We start from the raw sequence: 22,453 nt of genomic DNA on the forward strand, positions 1-22,453 counted from the left end.
GGTAACGTCCTTATTTTTTATACTTACTTTTATTCTTGTATTGTAATTTCATTACCAAAAATAATATTGTTTTCGGTTCTATAATATGCTGAGGCCGCCCAATAATTACCATTTAATAATTCGTTTGAAAGCCTTCCTTGAAAAGTTCCTAGTTTAGCAGTAGTACCGACAATAATAAACTTTATTGCGTTACGGTTACCATTTGCTCTTGGGAGACATACAAATCCATATTCTACAATAGGGTCTTTTTCAGGATTCAGTATTTCTCCTGTTACAATAGCCCCATCATTATCGTAGGCAATATTTATAGTTTTAATCATCAATGGTGACTCATCATTCTTCTTACAGCTAAGAAGCAATAAGCCTGATAAAATGAAGATTAATAAGTTTATCGATTTCACAGATTAAACCCTAAAGGATGACTAAAATAGCACGTTGGGATGAAGGTATTAATAAATATATAATTTTAAGATATAAAATAGTAAAAATATATAAGACAGAAAGTGTTTGTAATTTTATAGACTCATATAATTAATATGTCTAAAAAGAACAACTGGCAGCAAACCGATACCCAATTTTTAGAAGCTATACTTTTAGCCACTAGCGGGGAAGGTGGCGCACTGTTACAGGAAGTGCTATTAATGGCTGATGCTGTAGACGGAACCGTTTTTGAGCTAAAAGAAGTGGAAGAAGCCCTGATAAAGCTTGTAGCGGCTAACGTGGTAACTATAGCTAAGAATAAAATTGGTCTTAATCCGGAATTCCTGCAGAAATACGAAGCCCTGACCTTGCAGGAAGGTCTGACTGAGAATGGCAATCTTCTGATGAACCTGCTGCAACAGCAAACTATAACTGAAGAAAGTATAAAGACTGCTAAAGATGTGGAGTTGAAGAAGTATAAACTCAAAAATTATTACAAGCAGTACCAGGAGCAGTTTGGTTGATTTAGATTTTTGTGCTGTTTCGGACATCTGTGTCCGAAACTCATCTGCTGCGGACGTCCACGTCCGTGTTGTTTGTAATACGGGGATAAGGATGTCCCCAGCAGAGAACTTTCGGATAAGGAAGTCCGAAAGAGCAGCACTGACCTCACAGCGTCTTCCAGACCAGTGAGCGTCTCAGTCCCCTATAAAACAAAAGCCGCTGAGATCATCAGCGGCTTTTGTGCTTCAGCGGAGAAATCTCCACATCTTCAAATCTCCAAATTTTAAGAAATCTTCTCAAAGCCTAAGTATGAATGTAGTACTTTTGGCATGTTTATACCTTCTGGTGTCTGGTTGTTCTCCAGTATAGCAGCAACTATACGTGGCAGGGCAAGAGCGCTACCATTAAGTGTATGCAGTAGCTGGGTTTTACCAGATTCTGTTTTGTAACGCAGTTTCAGACGGTTGGCTTGGTATGTTTCGAAGTTGGAGGCAGAACTTACTTCCAGCCAGCGACCCTGTGCAGCAGAGTATACTTCCATATCATAAGTAAGGGCAGAGGTAAAGCTCATGTCACCACCGCAAAGGCGCAGCACACGGTATGGCAATTCTAGTTTCTGCAACAGGCTCTGAATGTAGCTGCTCATTTCTTCCAGCACGTCGTAAGACTTCTCAGGCAGCGATATCTGTACAATTTCTACCTTATCAAACTGGTGCAAACGGTTCAATCCGCGTACATCAGCGCCCCACGAGCCAGCCTCTCTTCTGAAACACGGTGTATGTCCTGCGTTTTTAATAGGAAGCTGCTCAACTGGTACAATTACATCGCGGTAAATGTTTGTAATTGGCACCTCCGCAGTTGGTATCAGGTAATAATTATCTTCGGTGGCATGGTACATCTGGCCATCCTTATCCGGTAGCTGGCCGGTTCCGTAGCCTGATGCTTCATTTACCAATATAGGCGGCTGTACTTCTACATAACCAGCTTTTATGGCTTCGTCTAAAAAGAAGTTAATAAGCGCACGCTGCAAACGGGCGCCCTGCTTTTTATAAACCGGGAAACCAGCACCGGTTATTTTATTGCCCAGGTCAAAATCAATAATGTCATACTTCTGGATTAGCTCCCAATGCGGTTGTGCGCCGGCATGCAGTTCAGGAATTTCACCATGTTGTAGAACTACTTCGTTGTCTTCTGCTGTTCTACCAACAGGAACACTCTCGTGCGGAAGGTTAGGCAGCTTGTACAAAGCAGCCTGCAATTCATCTTCCAGGGTAGCTAGCTGGTCGGCAAGCGTTTTAGCCTGCTGTTTTAACTCTGTAGTTTGTGCTTTATAGGATTCGGCTTTCTCACGTTCGCCGTTTTTCATCAGAATTCCGATCTCTTTAGAGATGCTGTTTGACCGGGCCTGTAACTCATCGTGCTCGCTTTGTACTTGTCTGCGGCGCTGATCTAAGTCCAGCAACGCGGCAACTTCTTCGGCTGCATTTTTGTAGTTTTTCTTGGTCAAGCCTGCCACTACCAGGTCAGTCTGCTCTCTTAAAACGGATAGCTGTAGCATAATTTAGTGTTGTGTATAGGTGCAAAAATATACTTTTTTGCGTAGTACGTGGCAATTCCGAAATCTTTTAACTGTTTTCTGAAACATTTTCAATAAAATCACGCGTAATATTTGTTAATTAGGTGCTATTGCAATAACATTGCAGTGCATTTATTAAGAAGGCCCTTTCCTGAGCCTCACTATTTCTACGCTATCTATTCTGTTTCCTGATTTATAATTTTAGACTCTCGCTGCGTTCGCGTATCAACACGGTTCCGGCATTACATTAACACCATACCACATTTATGTATAATATTGAAGAATTGAAAGATAGGCTTCTTTCAGAACTCAAGGAAATTGCAGAGCATCTGGGCGTTCAGAACTTTAAAAAACTGAGCAAACAGGACATCATCTACAAGATCCTAGATCAACAAGCCATCACCCCTCCTGAAAAATTACCAAAAAAGATCAAATCAGCTGCCAGCATTGCTGCCCCAGTAAACGAATCGACCCCGGAAATTACAACTGAAGTAGCTGAAATACCTGTAGTATCTGAAGCACCTGCCTTAGAAGAAAGAAGACCTATAGTTCGTACCAACCAGCCTGAGCGCGCACCAAGACCTGCCGCAGCACCTGCCAAAGATCATGGTCCGCAGCAACACCGCGAGCGTATGCAACCACGTCGCGATAACAGGGAACAAGGTAACGAGCAGCGCATTGATAACCGTGAACCAAGACCGGAACGTGTAGATAATCAGCCTCGTGAAGCAAGACCGGAGCGCGCTGAAGCTCAGGTTCGTGAACAACGCTTTGAGCGCAACGATAACCGCGAACCACGTCAGGAAAACCGTAACGATAACCGTGAGCAACGTCCGGAGCGTGAACCGCGCCAGGACAACCGTGAGCAGCGTAGCGACCAGCAGACAAACAGACCAGATAACCGCTACGATAACCAACGCCGTAACAACCCGCAACAGCAGCAGGTTAATGCATCTAGCAGCAACTTTAAAGAGTTCGACGGTATTATCCTAAACGAAGGTGTGCTGGAATTAATGCAGGATGGGTATGGTTTCCTGCGTTCTACGCACTATAATTACTTAGCATCTCCGGATGATATTTATGTATCGCCGTCGCAAATCAAATTATTTGGACTGAAAACGGGTGATACTGTAAAAGGCCAGATCCGTCCGCCGAAAGAAGGCGAAAAGTATTTTGCACTACTTAAAGTAGATTCTGTAAACGGCCGTACAACCGAAGAAATTCGTGACCGTATTCCGTTCCAGCACCTTACGCCGCTTTTCCCTGAAGAGCGCCTTAAACTAACTACCAAGCCAAGCCAGCTTTCTACCCGTATACTTGACCTATTTGCCCCAATCGGTAAAGGCCAGCGTGGTATGATCGTGGCTCAGCCAAAAACAGGTAAAACCGTGTTACTGAAAGAGATAGCCAACGCTATTTCTGAAAATCACCCGGAAGTATACCTGATGATCCTTCTGATTGACGAACGTCCGGAAGAGGTGACAGATATGGCTCGTAGCGTAAAAGCTGAGGTTATTGCATCAACGTTTGATGAAACAGCAGAGCGCCACGTAAAGGTATCAAGCATTGTACTGGATAAGGCGAAACGTATGGTAGAGTGCGGCCACGATGTGGTTATACTTCTGGACTCTATTACGCGTCTGGCCCGTGCTTATAACACCGTTGTTCCGTCATCTGGTAAGATCTTATCGGGTGGTGTGGATGCAAACGCGCTGCACAAGCCGAAGCGCTTCTTTGGTGCTGCCCGTAACGTGGAGAATGGTGGTTCACTTACCATCATCGCTACTGCCCTGATCGATACCGGTTCTAAAATGGACGAAGTTATCTTCGAAGAATTTAAAGGTACTGGTAACATGGAGCTTCAGCTGGATCGTAAACTGGCTAACAAGCGTATCTATCCGGCTATTGATGTTCCTGCATCTGGTACACGTCGCGAAGACCTGCTGATGGACAGAGACGAACTGAACCGCGTCTGGATCCTGCGCAAGTTTATGTCAGATATGAACTCTGTAGAAGCGATGGAGTTCCTGAAAGACAGAATGGTAGGAACAAAGAGCAACGAGGAATTCCTGATCTCGATGAACGGCTAAGTATAAACTTAGTACCAACTATAAAAACCGCCTGCTATACTTTGTGTAGCAGGCGGTTTCGTTTTTGTCTGAATCAGGATTCTTCGCTAACTCCTAAACTATAAATCATTGCCAGAAAGAATACTCCAGGTGAGAGAGCTGGTAAAACACGTACGTTAATACCAGTCCAAAAATAATATGTCCGAAGATCAGAGCGATCAGGTATTTGTTTAGTTCAACCAAAGGAGGTTTCGGATGTATCATAAAAAAGAAATACCAGATGATCATGGCAAAAATACCGTTTGCAAACCCCATAAGCAAGCTCCAGGAGAGGGTTACGGTGCCAACCCCGGATTCCCATAGTGCCAGGTAACCGATTGCATATAAAATACCTACCAGGTAGTGAGCTACTGTACCTACTACTTTTGCACTAACAGACCTGGAAATGCCACCGTCAGGGTGTGTTTTACCGAGTAGCATAGTGCCCAGTATTAGTGGTGCTTGCATTACCCGGTTTGTTACTCTGGTGAGCAGGTATAGTACCAAATTCATTACGGCGGTGCCGGCAAGCCCTGCCAATATTGTGTAAACTAGTTTCACGTAATCTTTCTAATTTTAGTCGTTATACGCATCTGCATTATATAGTTTGGCTTGTAACATAAAGTATACTTGCACACGCGTTACATAGATTTATAGATAAGTATACAAACAAATGCCAGGCTGATACAGACAGAAGAAATCTTGTTCATCCACATAGTATTCTCATAATTTACGGCAGCTTTGTTTTTAGATGCATTTATAACCCAACTGGTAAAGAAGTATACAATTGGCGCTGTCGCTACTATAAAGATGATGATGTTCTGATATTGCCTTGATGTGAAGTATAACCAAAGCAATACAGCTGTTCCGATAAATAAACTGATAGCCGCAAAAACATAGGTGCCGGTAATGCCAAGTATAAGACTTAGTGTTCTATCCCCGCGACGACTGTCTTCATCATGCTGATAGATTTGTGTAAGAGGGTAGGAGCCACACAGAAATAATGTACTAACTATAGCAAACCCTAGATTCGGAAATTGCAGCACTTCCTGCACTTGCAGTCCAACGCCAACCTGTACCATAGCAAATGTGAATGCCCCCTGAAAAAAGGTAACTATAATGGTACTAATGATCGGGTATTTTTTTAGCCGGATGCCTTCATAACTGTAAGCCTTGGAGATGAGCAGGTATAAAGCCACTAATGCACCAAATAATGGCGCTACAAGTATGGCCAGCAGCACAGCCGTCACGTCAAAGAGCAGCACCAGGTGCATCAGTTGCCTGTTTACTTTTGGTGGATTTTTGAGACCACCTATACTTCCTTCGTCGCGGTCGTAATAAGAGTTGTAGCCGTTGCTGGCCGGGTATACAAGCAAATGCAGTATCAGGAAAACAACTATAGCCCGGCTTATACTTACCTGCTCCAACACGCTCAGCGCAAACCAGAATACCGGCATCAGGTACACCGAAAAAGGTATTCGCATTAGGGTTATGGCATCGCGGTAGGCAGTCATTTAGTTAACAGTAAGCAGTTATCAGTAAACAGTTAAGAATTATAAGTTAGTAAGGTGACTTTAATTTACTCATTCAAAATTCAGTTATTCAAAATTAATTCGGATATCCGATCAGGTAGATAACGTGCTTGCCGGGTTTATTACCTGCTCGGCCGGTGTGCCAGGTATAGTTTGGGGCATTAACCTTTTGTAGGATACGCTGCAGGTGCTCAGGAGTATAAATACGCAGCAAGGATACTGAGCCATCCCAGATAATGCCTAAAGGTATAAGCGGAAAAAGGTATGTAAAGAATAACCTGCTGAGCTTGAACGGCCGGATAAAAGGAGTAACTGCAAGTATAATTACCGGGAAGACTAACCATAGCAACAGCATCTCCAGCCAGCTTTTCCGTGCTCCTTCAAATATGCCGATGGCTGCACGTTTTTCGGTGGCATCCTGCAAAATGCGTTGCGCTATAGTTGGCGGAAAATGATGGAACGATGAGAAGATTGTACGTACGCCGGTTATACTTTCAGGTACAGCAGTGGCATCTACTGGAGCAGGTATAAAATTTATACTTCCTCCGGATTGGTGTTGCAGGTATTGGTAAGCAGAAATGTTGGGGTAAAGATCGGAGAGGGTAACAGTTATAGTTTGGCCCATCTGTTGGCTCAGAGCTTGTTGTATACTTTCTATTCCGCCCCCGGCTCCGGAGCAAAGGTCTGTAATGTGGTGTTGGTTGGTTCGGGTAAGCAATTCCTGCAGCAGGGGTATAGCGGCTTCGTAAGCATCCAGTTTGGTTATCATAAAACGCAAAAAATCCAGCATACCTTGCCGGATCACATGCGGAAACCAATGCTGGTCTTCCAGTTCAAAAAGTTGGAGGCGGATGTTCAACTGCTTTTTTCTTCCGCATACTGCACATCCGCCTATTTAGTTTTTAGATATTGTCTGAGCCAGTGCTGAAACTATAGCCATCGCCGGTATTGCTGAAGACCTGCCAGTAAACATCCTGCTCTTTTGTAGTATCAGGGGCAACTATAAGCTGCACGCCATAATCGAAGTAAAGTATAAACCCGTTGTTCTCGGTAGGCTCAAAACGTTGTGGCGTTAACGGACTGCCTGCATTTATAAGCTCCATCAGGCGCTGGTCACGGAGGTTAGCACCCGGTACTTTCCAGTCAAATTTAATAACAGGCATACCAGCTTCACGCCTGCGCATAAAAACTTCGTTGTGCTTTATACTTTCGCCATTAGGTAACAGCAACTGCCACGGGCAATTTATGGCAAGTGTAACAGCACCTACATCCAGAATAAGGCCTTGCGGGGTAGTATAATGTGTTTTACCGAAGTGGAAATATTGTACCACCTCAGAGCGGGTAGTTTTGGTAAGCGGCAGGTTAATTGTTTTAGCTAAAGCCTCTTGTATAGACATACTCTAAAAGTATAGTTTCCGGGAATAGAGAATTAAGGCAAAGATAGGCAGTGCTTTGCTATTAAATAGTGTATAAAAGTCACTTTACTAAGTTTTGTCTTTATTTAACAGGTTTGTTATCCACTTAAAGTATATTTGCACCAGTTTCGAAAGAAATGCCATCTGGAATTTTTAGGGCCTGTACCCTGTTTGCATACAATGCTGAAAGAGCAAGAAGAAATCAAAGAATCAAAACCAGTTTCGGTGTACGGCCGTGTTATCCGGTTTACCTGGAAAAGCTTTATTATAGGCTTTGGAGTACTGGTTATTTACCTGCTGAGTGTAGAGTTTAACCTGCTGTTCCTGTTCGGTTCATCGCCAAGCCTCGACAGGCTGGAGAACCCACGCAGCGACCAGGCCTCTGAGCTTTATACTTCTGACGGGCAACTGATAGGAAAGTACTTTAAGGAGAACCGCAGCCCGATCGGGTACGAGAAAATGTCGCCAATGCTGCTGAAGGCCTTGATCGCTACTGAAGATGTGCGCTTTTACGAGCACTCAGGTATAGACCCACAAGCTATACTTTCTGCGGCATATGGCAGCTTTACCGGCGATGCCCGTGGTGCCAGTACCATTACCCAGCAGCTTGCCAAAAACCTGTATAAAACCCGTACCGACGACTCGAAAGGTGTATTGGGCCACATTCCGGGTCTTAATGTAGTAATTGCCAAAACCAAGGAGTGGCTTACCGCTATAAAACTGGAGCAGCGCTACACTAAAGAAGAGATTCTGGCTATGTACCTGAACACAGTTGATTTTGGTAGTAACTCCTTCGGTATAAAGGTAGCTTCCAAAACATTCTTTAATGTTTCGGCGGATAGTCTGAAAACAGAGCAGGCCGCTGTGCTGGTTGGGTTGTTAAAAGCCCCGACATACTATAGCCCTAAGTTTAATCCAGAAAATGCCACCCGCCGCCGTAACACGGTGCTGGAGCAGATGGCTAAGTATAACTACATCTCAAAAGCTGCTGCCGACTCATTAAGCAAGATTCCGCTTGTGCTGGATTATAGTGTAGAAAACCACTACGATGGTCCGGCTACTTATTTCAGGGGTGCTGTCGCCGATTACCTGAAAGAATGGTGTAAGCAGAACGGCTACGACCTGTACCGCGATGGACTTAAGATCTATACAACTATAGATTCGCGGATGCAGAAACATGCCGAGGAAGCCATGGAGAAGCACATGCGTACCTTACAGCGCCGCTTTAACAGCCACTGGCAGGGTAAAAACCCGTGGGTGGATGAGCAGAACAATGAAATACCGGGCTTTATAGAAGAAACTATAAAACGCACCGACTATTACCAGCGCCTGAAAAAGAAGTATGGCAACGATGTAGCCGCTATAAACCGTGAACTGAACACGCCGCGCGAAATGATGGTGTTTACCTGGGAAAATGATTCACTGGAGAAGAAGGTGACCATGACACCGCTGGATTCGCTGGCTTACTATAAGCGTTTCCTGCATGGCGGTATGATGACGATGGACCCGTTTACAGGCCACATCAAAGCCTGGGTAGGGGGTATCAACTTTAAATACTTTAAGTATGACCACGTGAAACAGGCGCGTCGTCAGCCTGGCTCCACGTTTAAACCATTTGTGTATGTAGCTGCTATCGATAATGGGTATTCGCCGTGCGATAAAATTGTGGATCAGCGCATCACTATAAACTACGTAGAGAAAGGGCAGAAGAAAGACTGGTCGCCGACGAATGCCGACTGGCAATATACCGGTGCCCCAATGACTTTACGACGTGCGATGGGTAAATCTGTAAACTCAGTTACCGCGCAGCTTACTGAAAAAATTGGCTGGGAAACGGTAGTAAAGTATGCACACCGTTTAGGTATAACTAGTCCGTTGGAATCTGTGCCTTCTATTGGTCTTGGTCCAAGTGATGTATCGATTTACGAGATGGTAGGCGCTTACAGTACCTTCCCGAACAATGGTTTCCATACCAAGCCTATGTTTATTACCCGCATCGAAGACCGCAACGGTAACCTGATACACCAGTTTGTACCGAAGCAGAAAAAGGTGCTTAGCGAAGAAACTGCCTTCCTGATGATGCACATGCTGAAAGGCGGTATCGAAGAGCCAGGCGGAACATCGCAGGCGCTTTGGGAATACGACCTCTGGAGAGGAAACGAAATTGGCGGTAAAACAGGAACTACCTCAAACCACTCTGACGGCTGGTTTATGGGTGTTACCAAAGACTTGGTGACAGGTGTCTGGGTTGGTGGTGAGGACCGAAGCATCCACTTCCGTACATCCAGTTATGGCGAAGGCTCTAAAACAGCGCTCCCGGTGTTTGGTTTATACATGGAGAAGATCTACCAGGATAAAGATTTAGGCTATACCATGGGCCGCTTCCCGGGGCCTACAGTTAAGATCAACAAGAAGTATAGCTGTACCACCGTATTGCCGCGCAAAGTAGAACCAGACTCTACCGCGCTTGATGCTGACCTGGAGCTATTCGATATACTGGAGCAGCTGAATTCCGGTACTGGTGATACATCGCAGTAAGTATAAAACTTATAAAACAGAAAGGCCGGCTACAAGTATAGCCGGCTTTTCTGTTTTATGTAAGTATAAATTACTTTAATTCCTTGTCGTAAAAAGAGTCAAGAGCTTCATCGAGGTAATTGTACTCAAAGGTAAAGCCCGTCTGGATCACTTTATTTGCACTCACGCGCTGGCTGGCAAGTATAACTTCGCTCTTCTGACCCAATACAAGGTTCAGCGCAAACTCCGGCACCTTAGGCAAAACAAGCGGCTTGTGCATTACTTCTGCCAACTCTTTGGTAAACTCTTTATTGGTAACCGGATGCGGCGCCACAGCATTATAAACACCTTCAAACTGGTAGTCTTCTACAGCTCTTATAAAAAGCCGACAGGCATCGTCAATATGTATCCAGGACATGTACTGATTGCCAGTACCCAGCGGAGCACCAGCCATCATTTTTATCGGCCTGGCCAGTTGTGGTAGTGCACCTCCTTTATCGCTCAGTACAATACCTAAGCGCAGTATCACCGTTCTGAGGCCGGCATTCTTTACCTGCCACGCAGATGCTTCCCAGGCTTTACATACTTCAGCCAGAAAATCATCTCCTAAAATACTCTCTTCAGACACCAAGTGGTCGCCTGTGTCGCCATAAATACCAATAGCAGATGCAGAGATAAGCCCTTTAACATGATGCTCTGTTTTCTGGAGGCAGGCGTACAACAGGTTGGCGCTATCAACACGGCTTTTCAGTATCTCACGTTTGCGCTCTTCGGTCCATTTTTCATCGGCTACGCCAGCTCCTGCCAAATGAATGATATAGTCAGCATAAGTGATAGCATTATCATCAATGTATCCTTCTTTGATATCCCAGCGGAAGGTTTTATACTTCGAGAATTTGCTTGAGTTTCTGCTTAAGTGCGCCACTTCATAGCCCTGATCGATGAGCATCTCAGAAAGGCGTGTGCCAATCAAGCCGGAGCCACCAGTAATAAGTATTTTTTCGGGCATAAGTCGTTATTAGAAATAGCTATATATAGAAGGTAGCCTATACGTAATTAACGTATATTTTCGTTGTGCTAACTTAGTGAATAACAGTTTTTAACAGCTGATGTTTACTTTTTACGGATGTGGGAGAGAAACTCACTGCGAAACTGTTCTTCCTGAAACAGGCCACTATACTCTGCTGTAATTGTGCTGCTGGTAACATCATTTACTCCACGGCTCATTACACAAAGGTGGTCAGCTTCAATCAGTACAGCTACGTCTTCTGTTTGCAAAGCCTGTTTCAGTTCGTTAGCTATCTGCATTGTCATACGCTCCTGCACCTGCGGGCGACGGGCATAGTACTGCACAATTCGGTTCAGTTTAGATAGGCCGATAACATGCTCACCGGGTATGTAGGCCACATGCGCTTTGCCAATAATAGGTACAAAGTGGTGTTCGCAGGAAGAATAAAGTGTAATGTCGCGCTCAACCAGCATGCGGTTGTACTTGTATTTATTCTCGAACCTACGGATATCCGGTTTATTGTCTGGGTTTAAGCCGTGGAAAATCTCTTTTACATACATTTTCGCTACACGGCGTGGTGTACCTTTCAGGCTATCATCGGTCAGGTCCAGGCCTAACGTGTGCATGATCTCTCTAAAATGCTCTTCAATGATAGTTATCTTCTCCTGATCTGTCAGGTTAAAAGCATCAGGTCGGAGTGGTGTCTCCAACGAGCTCATCACGTGATCGTCCATGGCTTCTTTGTCGTTCTCCAGGTCCTGGTTATCCATTATATTCAACAAAGTTTCTTTCGGTTTCATATAGCGTAATACCTAACGCATAGTTCTCGCTAATCTGTGGCCGGAGTATGTTCCAGATCACAATAGCTATATTTTCAGCGGTAGGGTTTAAGTCTTTAAATTCTTCGGTATCCAGGTTCAGGTTCTTATGATCAAAACGTGCTATCACTTCCTGCTTCAGAAGTTCGCTTAGCTGTTTCAGATCATATACATAGCCGGTCTCTGCATTTACAGGCCCGGTCAGCTTCACAATTAGTTCATAGTTGTGGCCGTGGTAGTTCGGATTGCTGCATTTGTCAAATACAGCTGCGTTCTGTTCGTCGCTCCAACTGGCGTTGTACAAGCGATGCGCTGCGTTAAAATGTTCTTTTCGGCAAACAGTTACTGTCATAGTATCACCAACAACCCTTGATACACAAATGTTATACTTATAAATATACAGATTTATTATCCATTACTTTAAGTTTGCAAAGGTAGCCAGTCCTGCGGAAAGGGTAAGCAATTTTTTGGCTAAATTAGTCTGACTGAACAGGATGTTTTTCATTTGATTTACTTATTTTCGTAACGTTACATTTCGTAATCATCCAATTTATTATTCCAATTCCAGATTTATGAAACTGAAAGCTTTACTACTGGGGCTGCTGTGTATGGCAGCTGGTTTGTGTAATGCCCAATCGGGTAAGGTAGAAGAGAGTGAGCAAACCGTGAACGGTATGAACAGACGAGGCCAGCAGCTGACTGTGCAGTTAGATCCTGCGTTTGTGGAGAAGCTCTGGAAAAACCAGCTAACAGAAAAAGCCGGCAAAGTGAAAGTAAAGTATACCAAAGGTGTTTACTCTTTGGATGGTGTAGTGCTGGATACAATTGCAAGCACCCCGATGCGTATTATTTCCACAGTAGCAAGCGGGCCTGAAGGGAGCCAGGTGTGGTGGTCGCTGGATATGGGTGTAGCCTATGTAGACAAGAATGCCACGCCTAAAGAGTATGCGGCGGCAGAAGGCTTTATGATGGCTTTTGCTCGCAAAGCATACCGCGAAGATATCTTCAGACAAATTAATCAGGCAGAAGATGTTCTGAAAGCTACGAAACTGGAGCAGGACCGCGTGGTGAAGCAGGCAAACGATATACAGGCTGGTATAGAGAAAAACAAAATGCGCAAACAGCAACTGGAAGCTGAACTGGTAAAGAATGCCGATGAGCTAAAGCAACTGGAGCAGAATGTGCAGAATAACTTAAAACAACAGGAAGCTAGTAAGCTGCAAGTACAGGAAATGGAGAAAGCTGTTGAAGCTGTTCGTGCAAAATTATTGCAAGTGAAGTAGCAGTTTATACATGGTTTTGAAAGCCAGTTGCAGCGATGCAACTGGCTTTTTGCTTTTATAGTACTCGTTTCTTTGTCATTTCGAGCCTGAGCGAGAAATCTATCCCGGCTCATAGTTGAAGTGTTTTCTAACTCGAACCAAGCTATACTTTCATAGCTACTTTTCATCCTGGGAGCTTTACTAGCCTACAGTCTTATAGTTTACTTTGGTGCCCTTACGGCCGGGAGGCCCCGTCTTCGGGCATCGCGCTGCTTTCGCTTCCTTTGCTCGTGCCTCGCAATGCCTGGCGGCACCAGAACCTCTCGAGGCGCTCCACCCAAAGACTGTGATTAGTTCGATAGCTGATGGTGTAGCTAATTGATCGGTTATAGTTGTATAGCCTTTTCGTGGTTGTAACTCCGTAGGGACAAGTCGCGACCTGTCCTTTCTTGATCTGTAACTATAGAACTACTGCTTATGCTATAGCAATAGCAGAACTGTCCCCTTGAGGGGACTACAGGGGTGTTGAAACAGCAACTATAAGACAATGTCTTCAATTATAGCAGCAGCAGAAAAGCTCCCCACCTTAAAGGAGGGGTTGGGGGTGGTTGGATAAACGAAAACTATAAAACTATACTTTAGGCTGTACCTTACCGATTGATTTAACTATAACTTCATCCAGCGCTGTATTTCCTTTTCTGCAAACTGCTCATCTTTCCAGCTAATAAACTTGTGCCGGCTTGGCTTTGCATCACTTACAAACCACTGCTGTAGTATGCTTTTAACTGACGTGTATTCTTTACTTAAACTAGCGTAATCGGTGGCTGTGATAAGGCGTTCGCTTGGGCGAGATGGTACGGAAATGATAACTGGATATAGGTCACCGTTTGCCTTTTCTAACATTAAGGTTGCAATAGGTATAACTTCCATTACGGTGCCTGTTTCTGTGCGATCAGCAATTATAAACGTGCTAAGTCCTCTGCCATTAGACCCTACTTCAGTAGATGGTATAAACCCATAATTACCCGGATAAGGCAAAGAGTTTATGACTCTGTCTTTTCCTGCCTCTTTATCATTTTCAAATTCTTTTAGCTGAGGGTTATACTTCATAGTATGGCTGGAACCAGCCGGAGTTTCTACCACAGCCTGTAATTGCCTGGCTCCTGAATAAGTAGGCAATGCTGCGTAGTCTGTCTGGCAGCTGTACAGGCATAGTGTTAAAAGGAGCAGAAATAAAGTATAACGGTATGTATTCATATGTATAAGCTGCGTTGAGGCTAATCCAAATATAATAACAGATGGAGGTCTATCCAATACAGCTCTTTTAGTAAACAGGGACAAATAAAAAAGGAGCCGTTGGTTTAACGGCTCCTTTTTAACTATGGAAAATTTGTGAAAACAGGTATTATCTTTTCTCCTTGATTCTTGCTGCCTTACCAGACAAGCCTCTCAGATAGTACAATCTAGCTCTTCTTACTTTACCTTTTCTAACAAGCTCAATTTTCTCAATAGAAGGAGAAAGAAGCGGGAAAATACGCTCTAAACCAATTTGGTTAGATATTTTTCTTACAGTGAAAGTTTCGCCGTTTGTATTAACGTTCTTACGCTGAATAACAACGCCTTGGAACTGCTGAATACGCTCTTTGTTACCTTCACGGATTTTAACGTGGATGTTTATAGTATCACCCGCCTGGAAAGCAGGGAAAGCTGCACGTATGTCAGTAGATTCCTGCTCTATTAATTTAATTAATTCGCTCATGGCTATGTTGTTAAAGCTAAAGTGTCTTCTTCAAAATTCGGACTGCAAAGATATGTAATTATTTTTTACATAGGAATACTTGCCCGAAAAATTATTTTTGTTGTGTTATAAACTGTTAGCAACTCCTGCTGCTACAGTTGCAAAATATAAATTTTAGTCATTAAGCAGGTCTGGCCTTCGCTGCCTGGTGCGTTCTATGGCTTGCTCAAAACGCCACTGCTCAATCTTAGGCCCATCACCAGATAAAAGTATATCAGGAACCTTCATGCCTTTATATTCTGCAGGCCTGGTAAACACCGGAGGCGCAAGCAATCCATCCTGGAAAGAATCTGTCAGTGCTGATGATTCATCGTTCAGAACGCCAGGTATAATCCGGATAATGGCATCAGCCAATACAGCAGCGCCAAGTTCCCCGCCCGATAATACATAATCCCCGATGCTGATCTCATGCGTTATAAACCGCTGACGCACGCGCTCATCTACGCCTTTATAGTGTCCGCAAAGTATAATAATGTTGTGCAGCAGCGAGAACTTGTTCACTATATTCTGGTTCAGTGTCTGCCCATCAGGTGTCATATAAATAATGGCATCGTACGTGCGGTCAGCTTGTAACTCAGAAATGCATTTGTCAATCGGTTCGATCATCATCACCATGCCGGCCCCGCCACCAAAAGCATAATCATCTATTTGGCCATACTTGTTTATGGCATACTTACGCAGGTCGTGCACATGTACTTCTACAAGGCCTTTTTGCTGCGCACGTTTAAGTATAGAATGGCTAAAGGGGCTTTCCAGCAGGTCTGGCTGGCAGCTGATAATATCAATACGCATTACTTTTCCTCATCTGCGTCATCGGCATCATCCGGAGTGCTGGGTTGAGTATAAACTTCAAGTAATCCCTCCGGCAAGTTTATATGCAGCTTTTTAGCTTCATGGTCGGCATGCAGGAAGATCTCATCTATAACAGGTATAAGCATTTCCTGGTTCTGGTACTCCATGGACATCAGCTGCTGTTGCGGCAGGTCGTAAAATTCCTTTACAATGCCCAGCTCCCCGTGGTTTTCATCTACTACGGTATAGCCTATCACTTCATGAAAGTAGAACTGGTCTTCTTCAAGCTCAGGTAATTCATCCAGTGGTAAGTATAAAGCAGTATTGCGAAGCTTTTCAGCCTGCTCCAGGGTTTTGATGTCTTCAAACTTGATAATGAAGCGGCCTTTTTGCTGCGGCTCCATGGCATCAATAAAAAATGGAACCAGCCTTCCTCCTTGGTCGAGAAAGACTGATTCCAGATCTTCATAATCCTCAGGGTAGTCCACGTCAAAAAACGCGACAACCTGCCCCTTTATGCCATGCGTCTTAACGATGTATCCAAGCTGAAAACAAGCATCAATATTCATGGCACAGTAATTTATGCTTGCTCTTCAGTAGATTCGCCTTCAGCAGCTGGTGCTTCAGGAGCTTCTTCTTCAGTAGCAGGTGCGTTAGCAGCAGCCTTCTCAGCATCACGCTGACGGATAGCTTCTGCACGAGCTTCTTTCTTCTTAGTTTCAGCCTCAAGAGCAGCTTTACGAGCAGCTTCTTTAGCAGAGCCTAAAGATTCAACTTTACCTGCAATCTTAGCATCTTTTGCGTTCTTCCACTCTTCGAAACGAGCATCAGCAGTTTCCTGAGTGATAGCACCTTTGTTTACACCAATTTGCAGGTGTTTTTTGAAAAGGATACCTCTGTAAGAAAGCATTGCTTTTACAGTATCAGTTGGTTGCGCTCCGTTCATCAACCACTGGAATGCCTTCTCATCGCTGAAATCGATAGAAGCAGGGTTAGTGTTAGGGTTGTAAGTACCCAGTTTCTCGATGAATTTACCATCACGTGGTGCACGAGCGTCAGCTACTACGATATCGTAGATAGCGGCTTTTTTGCGGCCTCTGCGGGCCAGTCTGATTTTAACAGCCATTTTTTATAAATTTTAAAGTCGGCGGAACCCGTCCGCCAGTTTTTTAGAACCGCAAAGGTAAGTATAGTTTCTGTGATTTCAAACTATAGTTAAGGTGTATGTTTTGAGATATCAGAGTCTGTAAGCGTCAGATTTATAGTTGGTTTTGTTTGAAAATAAGAGAGGTTAATACTTTCTGCATGTAAGCTATACTTCCATAGCCTCCTCTATTCCTGAGAGCTCTACTTACCTATAGTTTCATCTTTTGCATTGGTGCGCTCATGGCCGTGGGGCCTCGTTTTCGGACATCTTGTTTCAAAATCCCCTTTCTACGTTTTTAGGTCAGGGTTAAAATAAAAAAAGCCCTCCGTTTCCGAAGGGCTTTTTTTATGCTTTCACCTTTACAGGCTTCAGTTTTATAATTCTCAGCTTATCCAGCGTCCAGATCATTGGCCAGGTTGGATCAAACTCCCACCATTTTACGCCAAAGTTAACACGGTTAGGCAGTTTATGATGGTTGTTCTGGAAAAGTTCTCCGCCAGTTAAAAAGTCGAAGAACAAGGAGTTTCTTGACTTGTCGTTGTTATCAAAGTTCTGGTAACCATACTTGTGGCCGCTCCAGTTTACAATAGCACCATGTACGGGGCCCATTAAGAAGTGGATTGGCAACAACAGGTACATCCACCAGAACTCCGCAAACTGGATATAGAACAATACATACAACACACCCCAGCCAATTCTGGAGAAGTATGAATCACCTACTTTTTCAATAAAATTCCATACCGGATAGTTGCCGTCAAAACGTCGCTCCGGCTCCACACGGTTATTCAGTACATCGTTGTAGATATTTTTGGTCTTCCACATCATGGTAAACGCATTATTAGAATAATGCGGCGAGTGCGGGTCACGTTCTGTATCTGAGAAGGCGTGGTGCATGCGGTGCAAAATAGCATAGGCGCGCGGCGACAGGAAAGAAGAGCCTTGTGCAATGTAAGTAAGCAGGTAAAATGCTTTCTCCCAAAATGGGTTCATGGTAAACATTTTATGTGCAGCATAGCGATGCAGGAAAAATGTCTGCACAAATAGTGACAAGTACCAATGTACTAAAAAGAAAATCAGGATAGCCATTAAAGCGGTTGAATTGGTATTTAATTAGTTGTTGGGCAAGTATAAAATATAGTTCTGCCACTTGCCTGCAAAATTACGACAGGAATTTCTATCAAAATAGCCAAAGCGGTATAAAAGTTCAGAAAGGTGATAAGAATCATCCTTATAGGGAAGTGTAATTATAATTTATACTTGGCAAAAGGTGCCCAGATGGCAGTGTTCGGTAAAGGAGCACTCACAGTTATAGTTGTTTTCAGAGTAGGATGCTCGAACTGTAACTGACGGGCGTGCAGCGCTATACTTTTATCGGGCAGTGGCTGGGGTGCGCCATATTTCAGGTCACCGGCAATAGGGCAACGCATGCTGGCCAGTTGTACGCGTATCTGGTGCGGGCGACCAGTGATCGGGTTTACCTCCAGTAAGTATTTGCCTTGCTGTGTTCCCAGTAATTTATAGTTTAACTCTGAACGTGCGCCTGCCTGGTTTTCTTTAGCATAGGCTTTTGTTACGTTTTTAGATGCATCTTTTACAAGCCAGTGCACCAGTGTATTGCTTTCCTGTGGTGGTCGGTTAAGCACAACAGCCCAATAAATTTTTCTGGTTTTCTTGCTCCTGAAAAGTTCGTTGAGTCGGGTTAGGGCCTTAGACGTTTTAGCCAACAGCACTACTCCGCTAACAGGCCTGTCGAGGCGGTGTACCACACCTATAAACACATTGCCTGGCTTGTTATACTTCTGTTTAATATAATCTTTTGCCAGGTCTGCCAAGGTAATGTCGCCTGTTTCGTCGCCGTGTACCAGCAAGCCCGCAGGTTTATTTACCACCAGCACATGGTTATCCTCAAACAGGATTTCTAATTCTTTAACTCCCAAACTCTCTAACTCCTAAACTCTAGTACGCTTCTTCTTCGGAAGGGAAATCCCGGTTTTTTACATCCTTCACATAGTTCTGAACAGCATCGGTCATTATACTGTGCAGGTCAGCGTAGCGGCGCAGGAAACGTGGCTTAAACTCTTTTGTAATGCCCAACATATCATGAACTACCAGTACCTGGCCATCTACATGCGGGCCAGCACCAATACCAATAATCGGGATGTGTAAGGTTTCGGCAACACGCTTAGCCAGCTCAGAAGGAATCTTCTCCAGCACAATAGCAAAGCAACCCAGCTCCTGTAGCAACTGCGCGTCTTCTATCAGTTTTTGTGCTTCGGCCTCTTCTTTAGCACGTACTGTATAGGTGCCAAATTTATAGATAGACTGTGGTGTTAATCCTAGGTGGCCCATTACTGGTACGCCTGCACTCAGAATGCGGGTAATAGATTCTTTTATCTCGGCGCCGCCTTCCAGCTTTACACCATGTCCGCCAGACTCCTTCATGATACGAATAGCAGAGCGAAGCGCCTCTGAAGAATTGCCTTGGTAAGAACCAAACGGCATATCAACCACTACGAAAGCCCGCTTTACTGCCCTAACCACCGATTGTGCATGATATATCATCTGGTCCAGTGTAATTGGTAGGGTGGTTTCATGCCCTGCCATTACATTTGATGCCGAATCACCAACCAGCAGCACATCTACACCTGCCGCATCCAGGATAGAAGCCATTGAAAAATCGTAGGCTGTGAGCATGGATATTTTTTCGCCGCGCTCCTTCATGTTTTGCAACTGGTGCGTGGTGATCACTTTTACATCGCTTTTTTTCTGAACAGACATAAGCAAACCGGTATTTTTTGTAAAACTATAAAACTTCCTAAACAATAACAGCCACCCGGGGGTAGCTGTTAAGTTTTATCTGAAGTTTATACCTGAAGTATAAGATCTCTTTGTGAGTCGGAGGTCGCGCAGCAGGGATGATCTGGCATTAATTGTAATGTTATACCCCCGCTGAAAACCAAACGGGATCCAGCTTACGCTCATTTCCCAGCAGTGCAGGTCGCGGTAAATATCCAGTCGGGCACTCGATATTTTCTGATCCATGATGTCGTAGCTGGCATAGTAGCCTACTTTCCATTTATCAGTCAGGTTTACATCGCCATCTAAGCCTACAGTATTGTTTATAGTATTTGGCTGGTTCCCAATGCCTCTGTTAAAGTTCAAGGTATAGTCAAAGCTTAACGACCACGGAATTTTAAAATCCACATAGTTTGGCTCAAACGGGTTCAGGTTCTGCTCCAGTACAGGCAGGTTATCCGGGGTAGATGTCTGGGTGCGCCGGGCCTGTGGGTTGAGGTTAGCACTCAGGTTAAGGCTGGCATTGGTTAAACGAGCCGGTTTAAATCCAGGTCCGCTTAGCAGGTAACGGTCAATGTTCCGGCCCAGAGAGTCGGTTTCGTATGGGTTAAACGATGAGTTGAAGTTAATACTCACCACTTTAAACAGGCGAGTGTTCATGTTCATCGATATCTGGCTCAGCTTTAAAGAGTCTGCTGCAAAGTTGTAGCCCCCGCGAATACCAAAGTTGTCGATGATGCTTACTTTCTCAAATTTCTTACCTGTCGTATCTGCTTTCGATTTAACTTTCATCTCGATGTTATTTTGCAAACCAAAGCTTAAGGCACTTTGCAGTCCGACACCAGGCGCACCAGATTCAAAGCGGCTCAATTGCTGGTAAATCGGACGTCCGTTTGCGTCATCGCCTAAATACAGGTTCTGGTAAAACCCGAAGTATGGATCGCCAAAATCCGGCTGATAGTTATAGGTGATTGATGGCCTGATCATATGACGGATGGCTTCTACACGCTTGCCGCGTACATACACCGTACCGTAAATGTTAGTGCTGAGCGAGGCACCTGCACTGTACTGATAAACCCTGCCAAATCTGGCAGTATCTACTTCTACCGCATTAGAATCCGGGTTATACTCATAAGTGAATTTTCTGTCAACCCAACGCTCACTATAACTCACACTTGGCGACAAGTTAAAATACTTGAACAGTTTAAAGCTACCTAAGCCAATGCTGAAATTGTGTGTTGCCGACCGGCGGCCGTTCTCCCATAAGGTAGTAAAGTCAGATAAGCTGATCGTATCCGCTTCCTCAGTTCCTCCTATAACATCTACACCGCCAAGGCTGTTTCTGCTCGGCTGTGTCAGGTTCGATATTTCGTTTCGGGCTGTAACGTTGTAACCTAAAGTGAAATTCTCAAACCAACGTCCGGTAGGTGTTTTCTTTGTTAACACCTCGTACAAACTCACCGACGACATACTGAAGTTTAAGTCAGGTAACACAAAGTTCATGATGCCGCCATCCGTCTGGCCCTGGTTTAGCTTTACAGTGTAGCTGAAAGGGGAGTTTTGCAGCGTTTTCTGATAAGAGATACTTGAGTTGAAGGATGCTGCCAGGTAATCGGAAGTGCGGCTGTTGCCACTGATTCGATTGTGCTGGGAGCTACCTGCGTTTACACTTGCAGTAAACCGGCCTTTTCCGGGTTTTGCTACAGGGCTGTGCGACCACCTTACCCAAAATGTGCGCTGCGTCGGCGGAATCTGGTTTCCAAATTCATTGGTAGATTTCGATTGCTCTACATCTGCCTCGTCATTTTTAAAGTAGTTGTATTCAAAACCGAGATTACCCTGGTAAGAGTAGCGTTTTCTGTAGTCGTTGTTAACCCGGATGTCGTAACCACCAAGCGAGTATACATCACCGGTTATAGTTGTACCTATATAATCGTTCAGAGCCAGGTAATAGCCACCGTTCATCAGGTAAAAACCACGAACTGCGTTTTCACCAAAGCTGGGTACTATAACCCCTGAAGACCGATTATTTTTAGGTGTAGGAAATAAACCGAACAGGAAACCAAGCGGTGTAGGTATATCCCCTATTACCAGGTTGAATGGTCCTGACATTACTTTGTCGTTAGGGATGGCCTTTATCTTACCGGCATTTATATAAAAGTGCGGGTGTGCCAGGTTACAGGTTGTATACTTGTTGTGCAGCCCGAAAAATTCATTGGCCTCATTCTTTTTTACCACCTCAGAGTGTATATAACCTTCGCCTTGCTGCGTTACTACTTCAGCAATGCGGCCACGTTTGGTTTTATAGTTGTAGGCAATGCGTTTGGCTGAGTACGTTTCGGCGCCATCGGCAAAAACCGGCACACCAATATCCTTACCTGTAGAGTCTTTAAGAGAAGTAGCGGTTAAAGAGTTAGTCTCGTAATCGATCTGGATATAGGCAGCCTCCAGCGACATAGTGCCATAGTTGATCTTGGCTTCGCCGTATAGGTGAACCACTTTGCGGGCTACTTCAAACTGTATGGAGTCTCTGGCAGAATATTTGATTGTCGTTTCAATGTCGCCTTTCGGGGCCGACAGGTTAACTGAATCTTGCTTGATTGTGTCTTGTGGCGTGTTAGACACTGGCCGAAGAGCACGTGTAGGTATACGCTGACCTGTCACCAGCAAGGGAGAAAGTACGGCAAACTGCAGCAGCAGTAAAATTGTCAAAATGTGTCGCAACTTCTTCAGACTTCCCTAAAGTTTTATTTAATTTG

At 44.4% G+C, this 22,453-nt stretch carries 22 protein-coding genes; 4 read left to right on the top strand and 18 right to left on the bottom strand.

What is annotated here, in order from left to right; genetic code table 11:
• Positions 1 to 29 precede the first annotated feature (29 nt).
• Positions 30 to 401: a hypothetical protein gene (locus tag MJ612_RS13980; RefSeq protein WP_187031178.1), complete on the bottom strand. Its 372-nt coding sequence runs from the start codon at positions 399 to 401 to the stop codon at positions 30 to 32.
• Between the two features lie 135 nt (positions 402 to 536).
• Between MJ612_RS13980 and MJ612_RS13985 the strand changes: the two genes are divergently transcribed.
• Positions 537 to 944: a hypothetical protein gene (locus MJ612_RS13985; RefSeq protein WP_187031176.1), complete on the top strand. Its 408-nt coding sequence runs from the start codon at positions 537 to 539 to the stop codon at positions 942 to 944.
• A gap of 263 nt (positions 945 to 1,207) precedes the next feature.
• Here MJ612_RS13985 and serS read toward each other — a convergent pair whose 3' ends face one another.
• A complete protein-coding gene (gene serS, locus MJ612_RS13990) occupies positions 1,208 to 2,482 on the bottom strand; it encodes a serine--tRNA ligase (protein ID WP_187031174.1) in 1,275 nt (424 codons plus the stop codon).
• Between the two features lie 284 nt (positions 2,483 to 2,766).
• Here serS and rho point away from each other — a divergent pair, with 284 nt between their 5' ends.
• Entirely contained in the window at positions 2,767 to 4,590 is a 1,824-nt protein-coding gene (gene rho, locus MJ612_RS13995; RefSeq protein WP_187031172.1) for a transcription termination factor Rho, read from the top strand.
• Between the two features lie 105 nt (positions 4,591 to 4,695).
• Here rho and MJ612_RS14000 read toward each other — a convergent pair whose 3' ends face one another.
• The 4 genes from MJ612_RS14000 to MJ612_RS14015 form a co-directional block, all read right to left on the bottom strand.
• A complete protein-coding gene (locus MJ612_RS14000) occupies positions 4,696 to 5,169 on the bottom strand; it encodes a hypothetical protein (RefSeq protein ID WP_187031170.1) in 474 nt (157 codons plus the stop codon).
• A gap of 80 nt (positions 5,170 to 5,249) precedes the next feature.
• The gene (locus MJ612_RS14005) at positions 5,250 to 6,122 is read right to left on the bottom strand and encodes a UbiA family prenyltransferase (RefSeq protein WP_187031168.1); all 873 of its coding nucleotides are present in this window, start codon (positions 6,120 to 6,122) and stop codon (positions 5,250 to 5,252) included.
• Positions 6,123 to 6,216: 94 nt separating this feature from the next.
• Positions 6,217 to 6,999 (bottom strand): class I SAM-dependent methyltransferase, encoded by a 783-nt coding sequence (locus tag MJ612_RS14010; protein WP_187031166.1) that lies wholly within the window; start codon positions 6,997 to 6,999, stop codon positions 6,217 to 6,219.
• 43 nt (positions 7,000 to 7,042) lie between these two features.
• Positions 7,043 to 7,537 carry a hypothetical protein gene (locus MJ612_RS14015; protein WP_187031164.1) on the bottom strand — a complete coding sequence of 165 codons (495 nt, stop codon included), beginning with the start codon at positions 7,535 to 7,537 and terminating at the stop codon, positions 7,043 to 7,045.
• A 198-nt stretch (positions 7,538 to 7,735) separates the two neighbouring features.
• On the opposite strand from MJ612_RS14015, the gene MJ612_RS14020 reads away from it, so the two are divergent.
• A complete protein-coding gene (locus MJ612_RS14020) occupies positions 7,736 to 10,093 on the top strand; it encodes a penicillin-binding protein 1A (RefSeq protein WP_187031162.1) in 2,358 nt (785 codons plus the stop codon).
• A 70-nt stretch (positions 10,094 to 10,163) separates the two neighbouring features.
• On the opposite strand, the gene MJ612_RS14025 is transcribed toward MJ612_RS14020, so the two are convergent.
• From MJ612_RS14025 to MJ612_RS14035, 3 genes are all read right to left on the bottom strand, one after another.
• On the bottom strand, positions 10,164 to 11,081 hold the full coding sequence (locus MJ612_RS14025) for a TIGR01777 family oxidoreductase (protein ID WP_187031160.1): 918 nt from the start codon (positions 11,079 to 11,081) through the stop codon (positions 10,164 to 10,166).
• A 104-nt stretch (positions 11,082 to 11,185) separates the two neighbouring features.
• The gene (gene folE, locus MJ612_RS14030) at positions 11,186 to 11,881 is read right to left on the bottom strand and encodes a GTP cyclohydrolase I FolE (protein WP_187031158.1); all 696 of its coding nucleotides are present in this window, start codon (positions 11,879 to 11,881) and stop codon (positions 11,186 to 11,188) included.
• Positions 11,844 to 12,251, bottom strand: coding sequence for a 6-pyruvoyl trahydropterin synthase family protein (locus MJ612_RS14035; protein WP_187031156.1), 408 nt, complete (start codon positions 12,249 to 12,251; stop codon positions 11,844 to 11,846). The genes folE and MJ612_RS14035 overlap by 38 nt, the downstream gene beginning before the upstream one ends.
• Positions 12,252 to 12,471: 220 nt before the next feature.
• Here MJ612_RS14035 and MJ612_RS14040 point away from each other — a divergent pair, with 220 nt between their 5' ends.
• Positions 12,472 to 13,182 (top strand): DNA repair ATPase, encoded by a 711-nt coding sequence (locus MJ612_RS14040; RefSeq protein WP_187031154.1) that lies wholly within the window; start codon positions 12,472 to 12,474, stop codon positions 13,180 to 13,182.
• A gap of 645 nt (positions 13,183 to 13,827) precedes the next feature.
• Here the strand turns inward: MJ612_RS14040 and MJ612_RS14045 are convergent.
• The 9 genes from MJ612_RS14045 to MJ612_RS14085 all read right to left on the bottom strand — a co-directional run bounded on the left by MJ612_RS14045 (position 13,828) and on the right by MJ612_RS14085 (position 22,406).
• Positions 13,828 to 14,418, bottom strand: coding sequence for an inorganic diphosphatase (locus tag MJ612_RS14045; RefSeq protein ID WP_187031152.1), 591 nt, complete (start codon positions 14,416 to 14,418; stop codon positions 13,828 to 13,830).
• Between the two features lie 148 nt (positions 14,419 to 14,566).
• A complete protein-coding gene (gene rplS, locus MJ612_RS14050; RefSeq protein ID WP_187031151.1) occupies positions 14,567 to 14,920 on the bottom strand; it encodes a 50S ribosomal protein L19 in 354 nt (117 codons plus the stop codon).
• A 153-nt stretch (positions 14,921 to 15,073) separates the two neighbouring features.
• A complete protein-coding gene (trmD, locus tag MJ612_RS14055) occupies positions 15,074 to 15,751 on the bottom strand; it encodes a tRNA (guanosine(37)-N1)-methyltransferase TrmD (protein ID WP_187031149.1) in 678 nt (225 codons plus the stop codon).
• Positions 15,751 to 16,320 carry a ribosome maturation factor RimM gene (gene rimM, locus MJ612_RS14060; RefSeq protein WP_187031147.1) on the bottom strand — a complete coding sequence of 190 codons (570 nt, stop codon included), beginning with the start codon at positions 16,318 to 16,320 and terminating at the stop codon, positions 15,751 to 15,753. Before rimM ends, trmD begins: the two co-directional genes overlap by 1 nt.
• A gap of 11 nt (positions 16,321 to 16,331) precedes the next feature.
• A complete protein-coding gene (locus MJ612_RS14065) occupies positions 16,332 to 16,877 on the bottom strand; it encodes a 30S ribosomal protein S16 (RefSeq protein WP_187031145.1) in 546 nt (181 codons plus the stop codon).
• Between the two features lie 366 nt (positions 16,878 to 17,243).
• Positions 17,244 to 17,984, bottom strand: coding sequence for an acyl-CoA desaturase (locus MJ612_RS14070; protein ID WP_187031143.1), 741 nt, complete (start codon positions 17,982 to 17,984; stop codon positions 17,244 to 17,246).
• A 158-nt stretch (positions 17,985 to 18,142) separates the two neighbouring features.
• Complete coding sequence (locus tag MJ612_RS14075; RefSeq protein WP_222619647.1) at positions 18,143 to 18,835, bottom strand: RluA family pseudouridine synthase; 693 nt, start codon at positions 18,833 to 18,835, stop codon at positions 18,143 to 18,145.
• Positions 18,836 to 18,854: 19 nt separating this feature from the next.
• Positions 18,855 to 19,676, bottom strand: a complete 822-nt coding sequence (gene panB / locus MJ612_RS14080; protein WP_187031141.1) for a 3-methyl-2-oxobutanoate hydroxymethyltransferase — start codon at positions 19,674 to 19,676, stop codon at positions 18,855 to 18,857.
• Positions 19,677 to 19,751: 75 nt separating this feature from the next.
• Positions 19,752 to 22,406, bottom strand: a complete 2,655-nt coding sequence (locus MJ612_RS14085; protein ID WP_187031140.1) for a putative LPS assembly protein LptD — start codon at positions 22,404 to 22,406, stop codon at positions 19,752 to 19,754.
• Positions 22,407 to 22,453 lie beyond the last annotated feature (47 nt).

Source organism: Pontibacter deserti, assembly GCF_023630255.1.
Taxonomy (GTDB): domain Bacteria; phylum Bacteroidota; class Bacteroidia; order Cytophagales; family Hymenobacteraceae; genus Pontibacter; species Pontibacter deserti.

Coding starts and splice junctions, on each gene's coding strand:
- MJ612_RS14070 (WP_187031143.1), bottom strand. CDS start 17,984: ATGGCTATCCTGATTTTCTTTTTAGTACATTGGTACTTGTCACTATTT.
- MJ612_RS14005 (WP_187031168.1), bottom strand. CDS start 6,122: ATGACTGCCTACCGCGATGCCATAACCCTAATGCGAATACCTTTTTCG.
- MJ612_RS14040 (WP_187031154.1), top strand. CDS start 12,472: ATGAAACTGAAAGCTTTACTACTGGGGCTGCTGTGTATGGCAGCTGGT.
- rimM (WP_187031147.1), bottom strand. CDS start 16,320: ATGAATATTGATGCTTGTTTTCAGCTTGGATACATCGTTAAGACGCAT.
- trmD (WP_187031149.1), bottom strand. CDS start 15,751: ATGCGTATTGATATTATCAGCTGCCAGCCAGACCTGCTGGAAAGCCCC.
- rho (WP_187031172.1), top strand. CDS start 2,767: ATGTATAATATTGAAGAATTGAAAGATAGGCTTCTTTCAGAACTCAAG.
- serS (WP_187031174.1), bottom strand. CDS start 2,482: ATGCTACAGCTATCCGTTTTAAGAGAGCAGACTGACCTGGTAGTGGCA.
- MJ612_RS14025 (WP_187031160.1), bottom strand. CDS start 11,081: ATGCCCGAAAAAATACTTATTACTGGTGGCTCCGGCTTGATTGGCACA.
- MJ612_RS14015 (WP_187031164.1), bottom strand. CDS start 7,537: ATGTCTATACAAGAGGCTTTAGCTAAAACAATTAACCTGCCGCTTACC.
- MJ612_RS14035 (WP_187031156.1), bottom strand. CDS start 12,251: ATGACAGTAACTGTTTGCCGAAAAGAACATTTTAACGCAGCGCATCGC.
- MJ612_RS14020 (WP_187031162.1), top strand. CDS start 7,736: ATGCTGAAAGAGCAAGAAGAAATCAAAGAATCAAAACCAGTTTCGGTG.
- panB (WP_187031141.1), bottom strand. CDS start 19,676: ATGTCTGTTCAGAAAAAAAGCGATGTAAAAGTGATCACCACGCACCAG.
- MJ612_RS14045 (WP_187031152.1), bottom strand. CDS start 14,418: ATGAATACATACCGTTATACTTTATTTCTGCTCCTTTTAACACTATGC.
- MJ612_RS13985 (WP_187031176.1), top strand. CDS start 537: ATGTCTAAAAAGAACAACTGGCAGCAAACCGATACCCAATTTTTAGAA.
- MJ612_RS14065 (WP_187031145.1), bottom strand. CDS start 16,877: ATGGCTGTTAAAATCAGACTGGCCCGCAGAGGCCGCAAAAAAGCCGCT.
- rplS (WP_187031151.1), bottom strand. CDS start 14,920: ATGAGCGAATTAATTAAATTAATAGAGCAGGAATCTACTGACATACGT.
- folE (WP_187031158.1), bottom strand. CDS start 11,881: ATGAAACCGAAAGAAACTTTGTTGAATATAATGGATAACCAGGACCTG.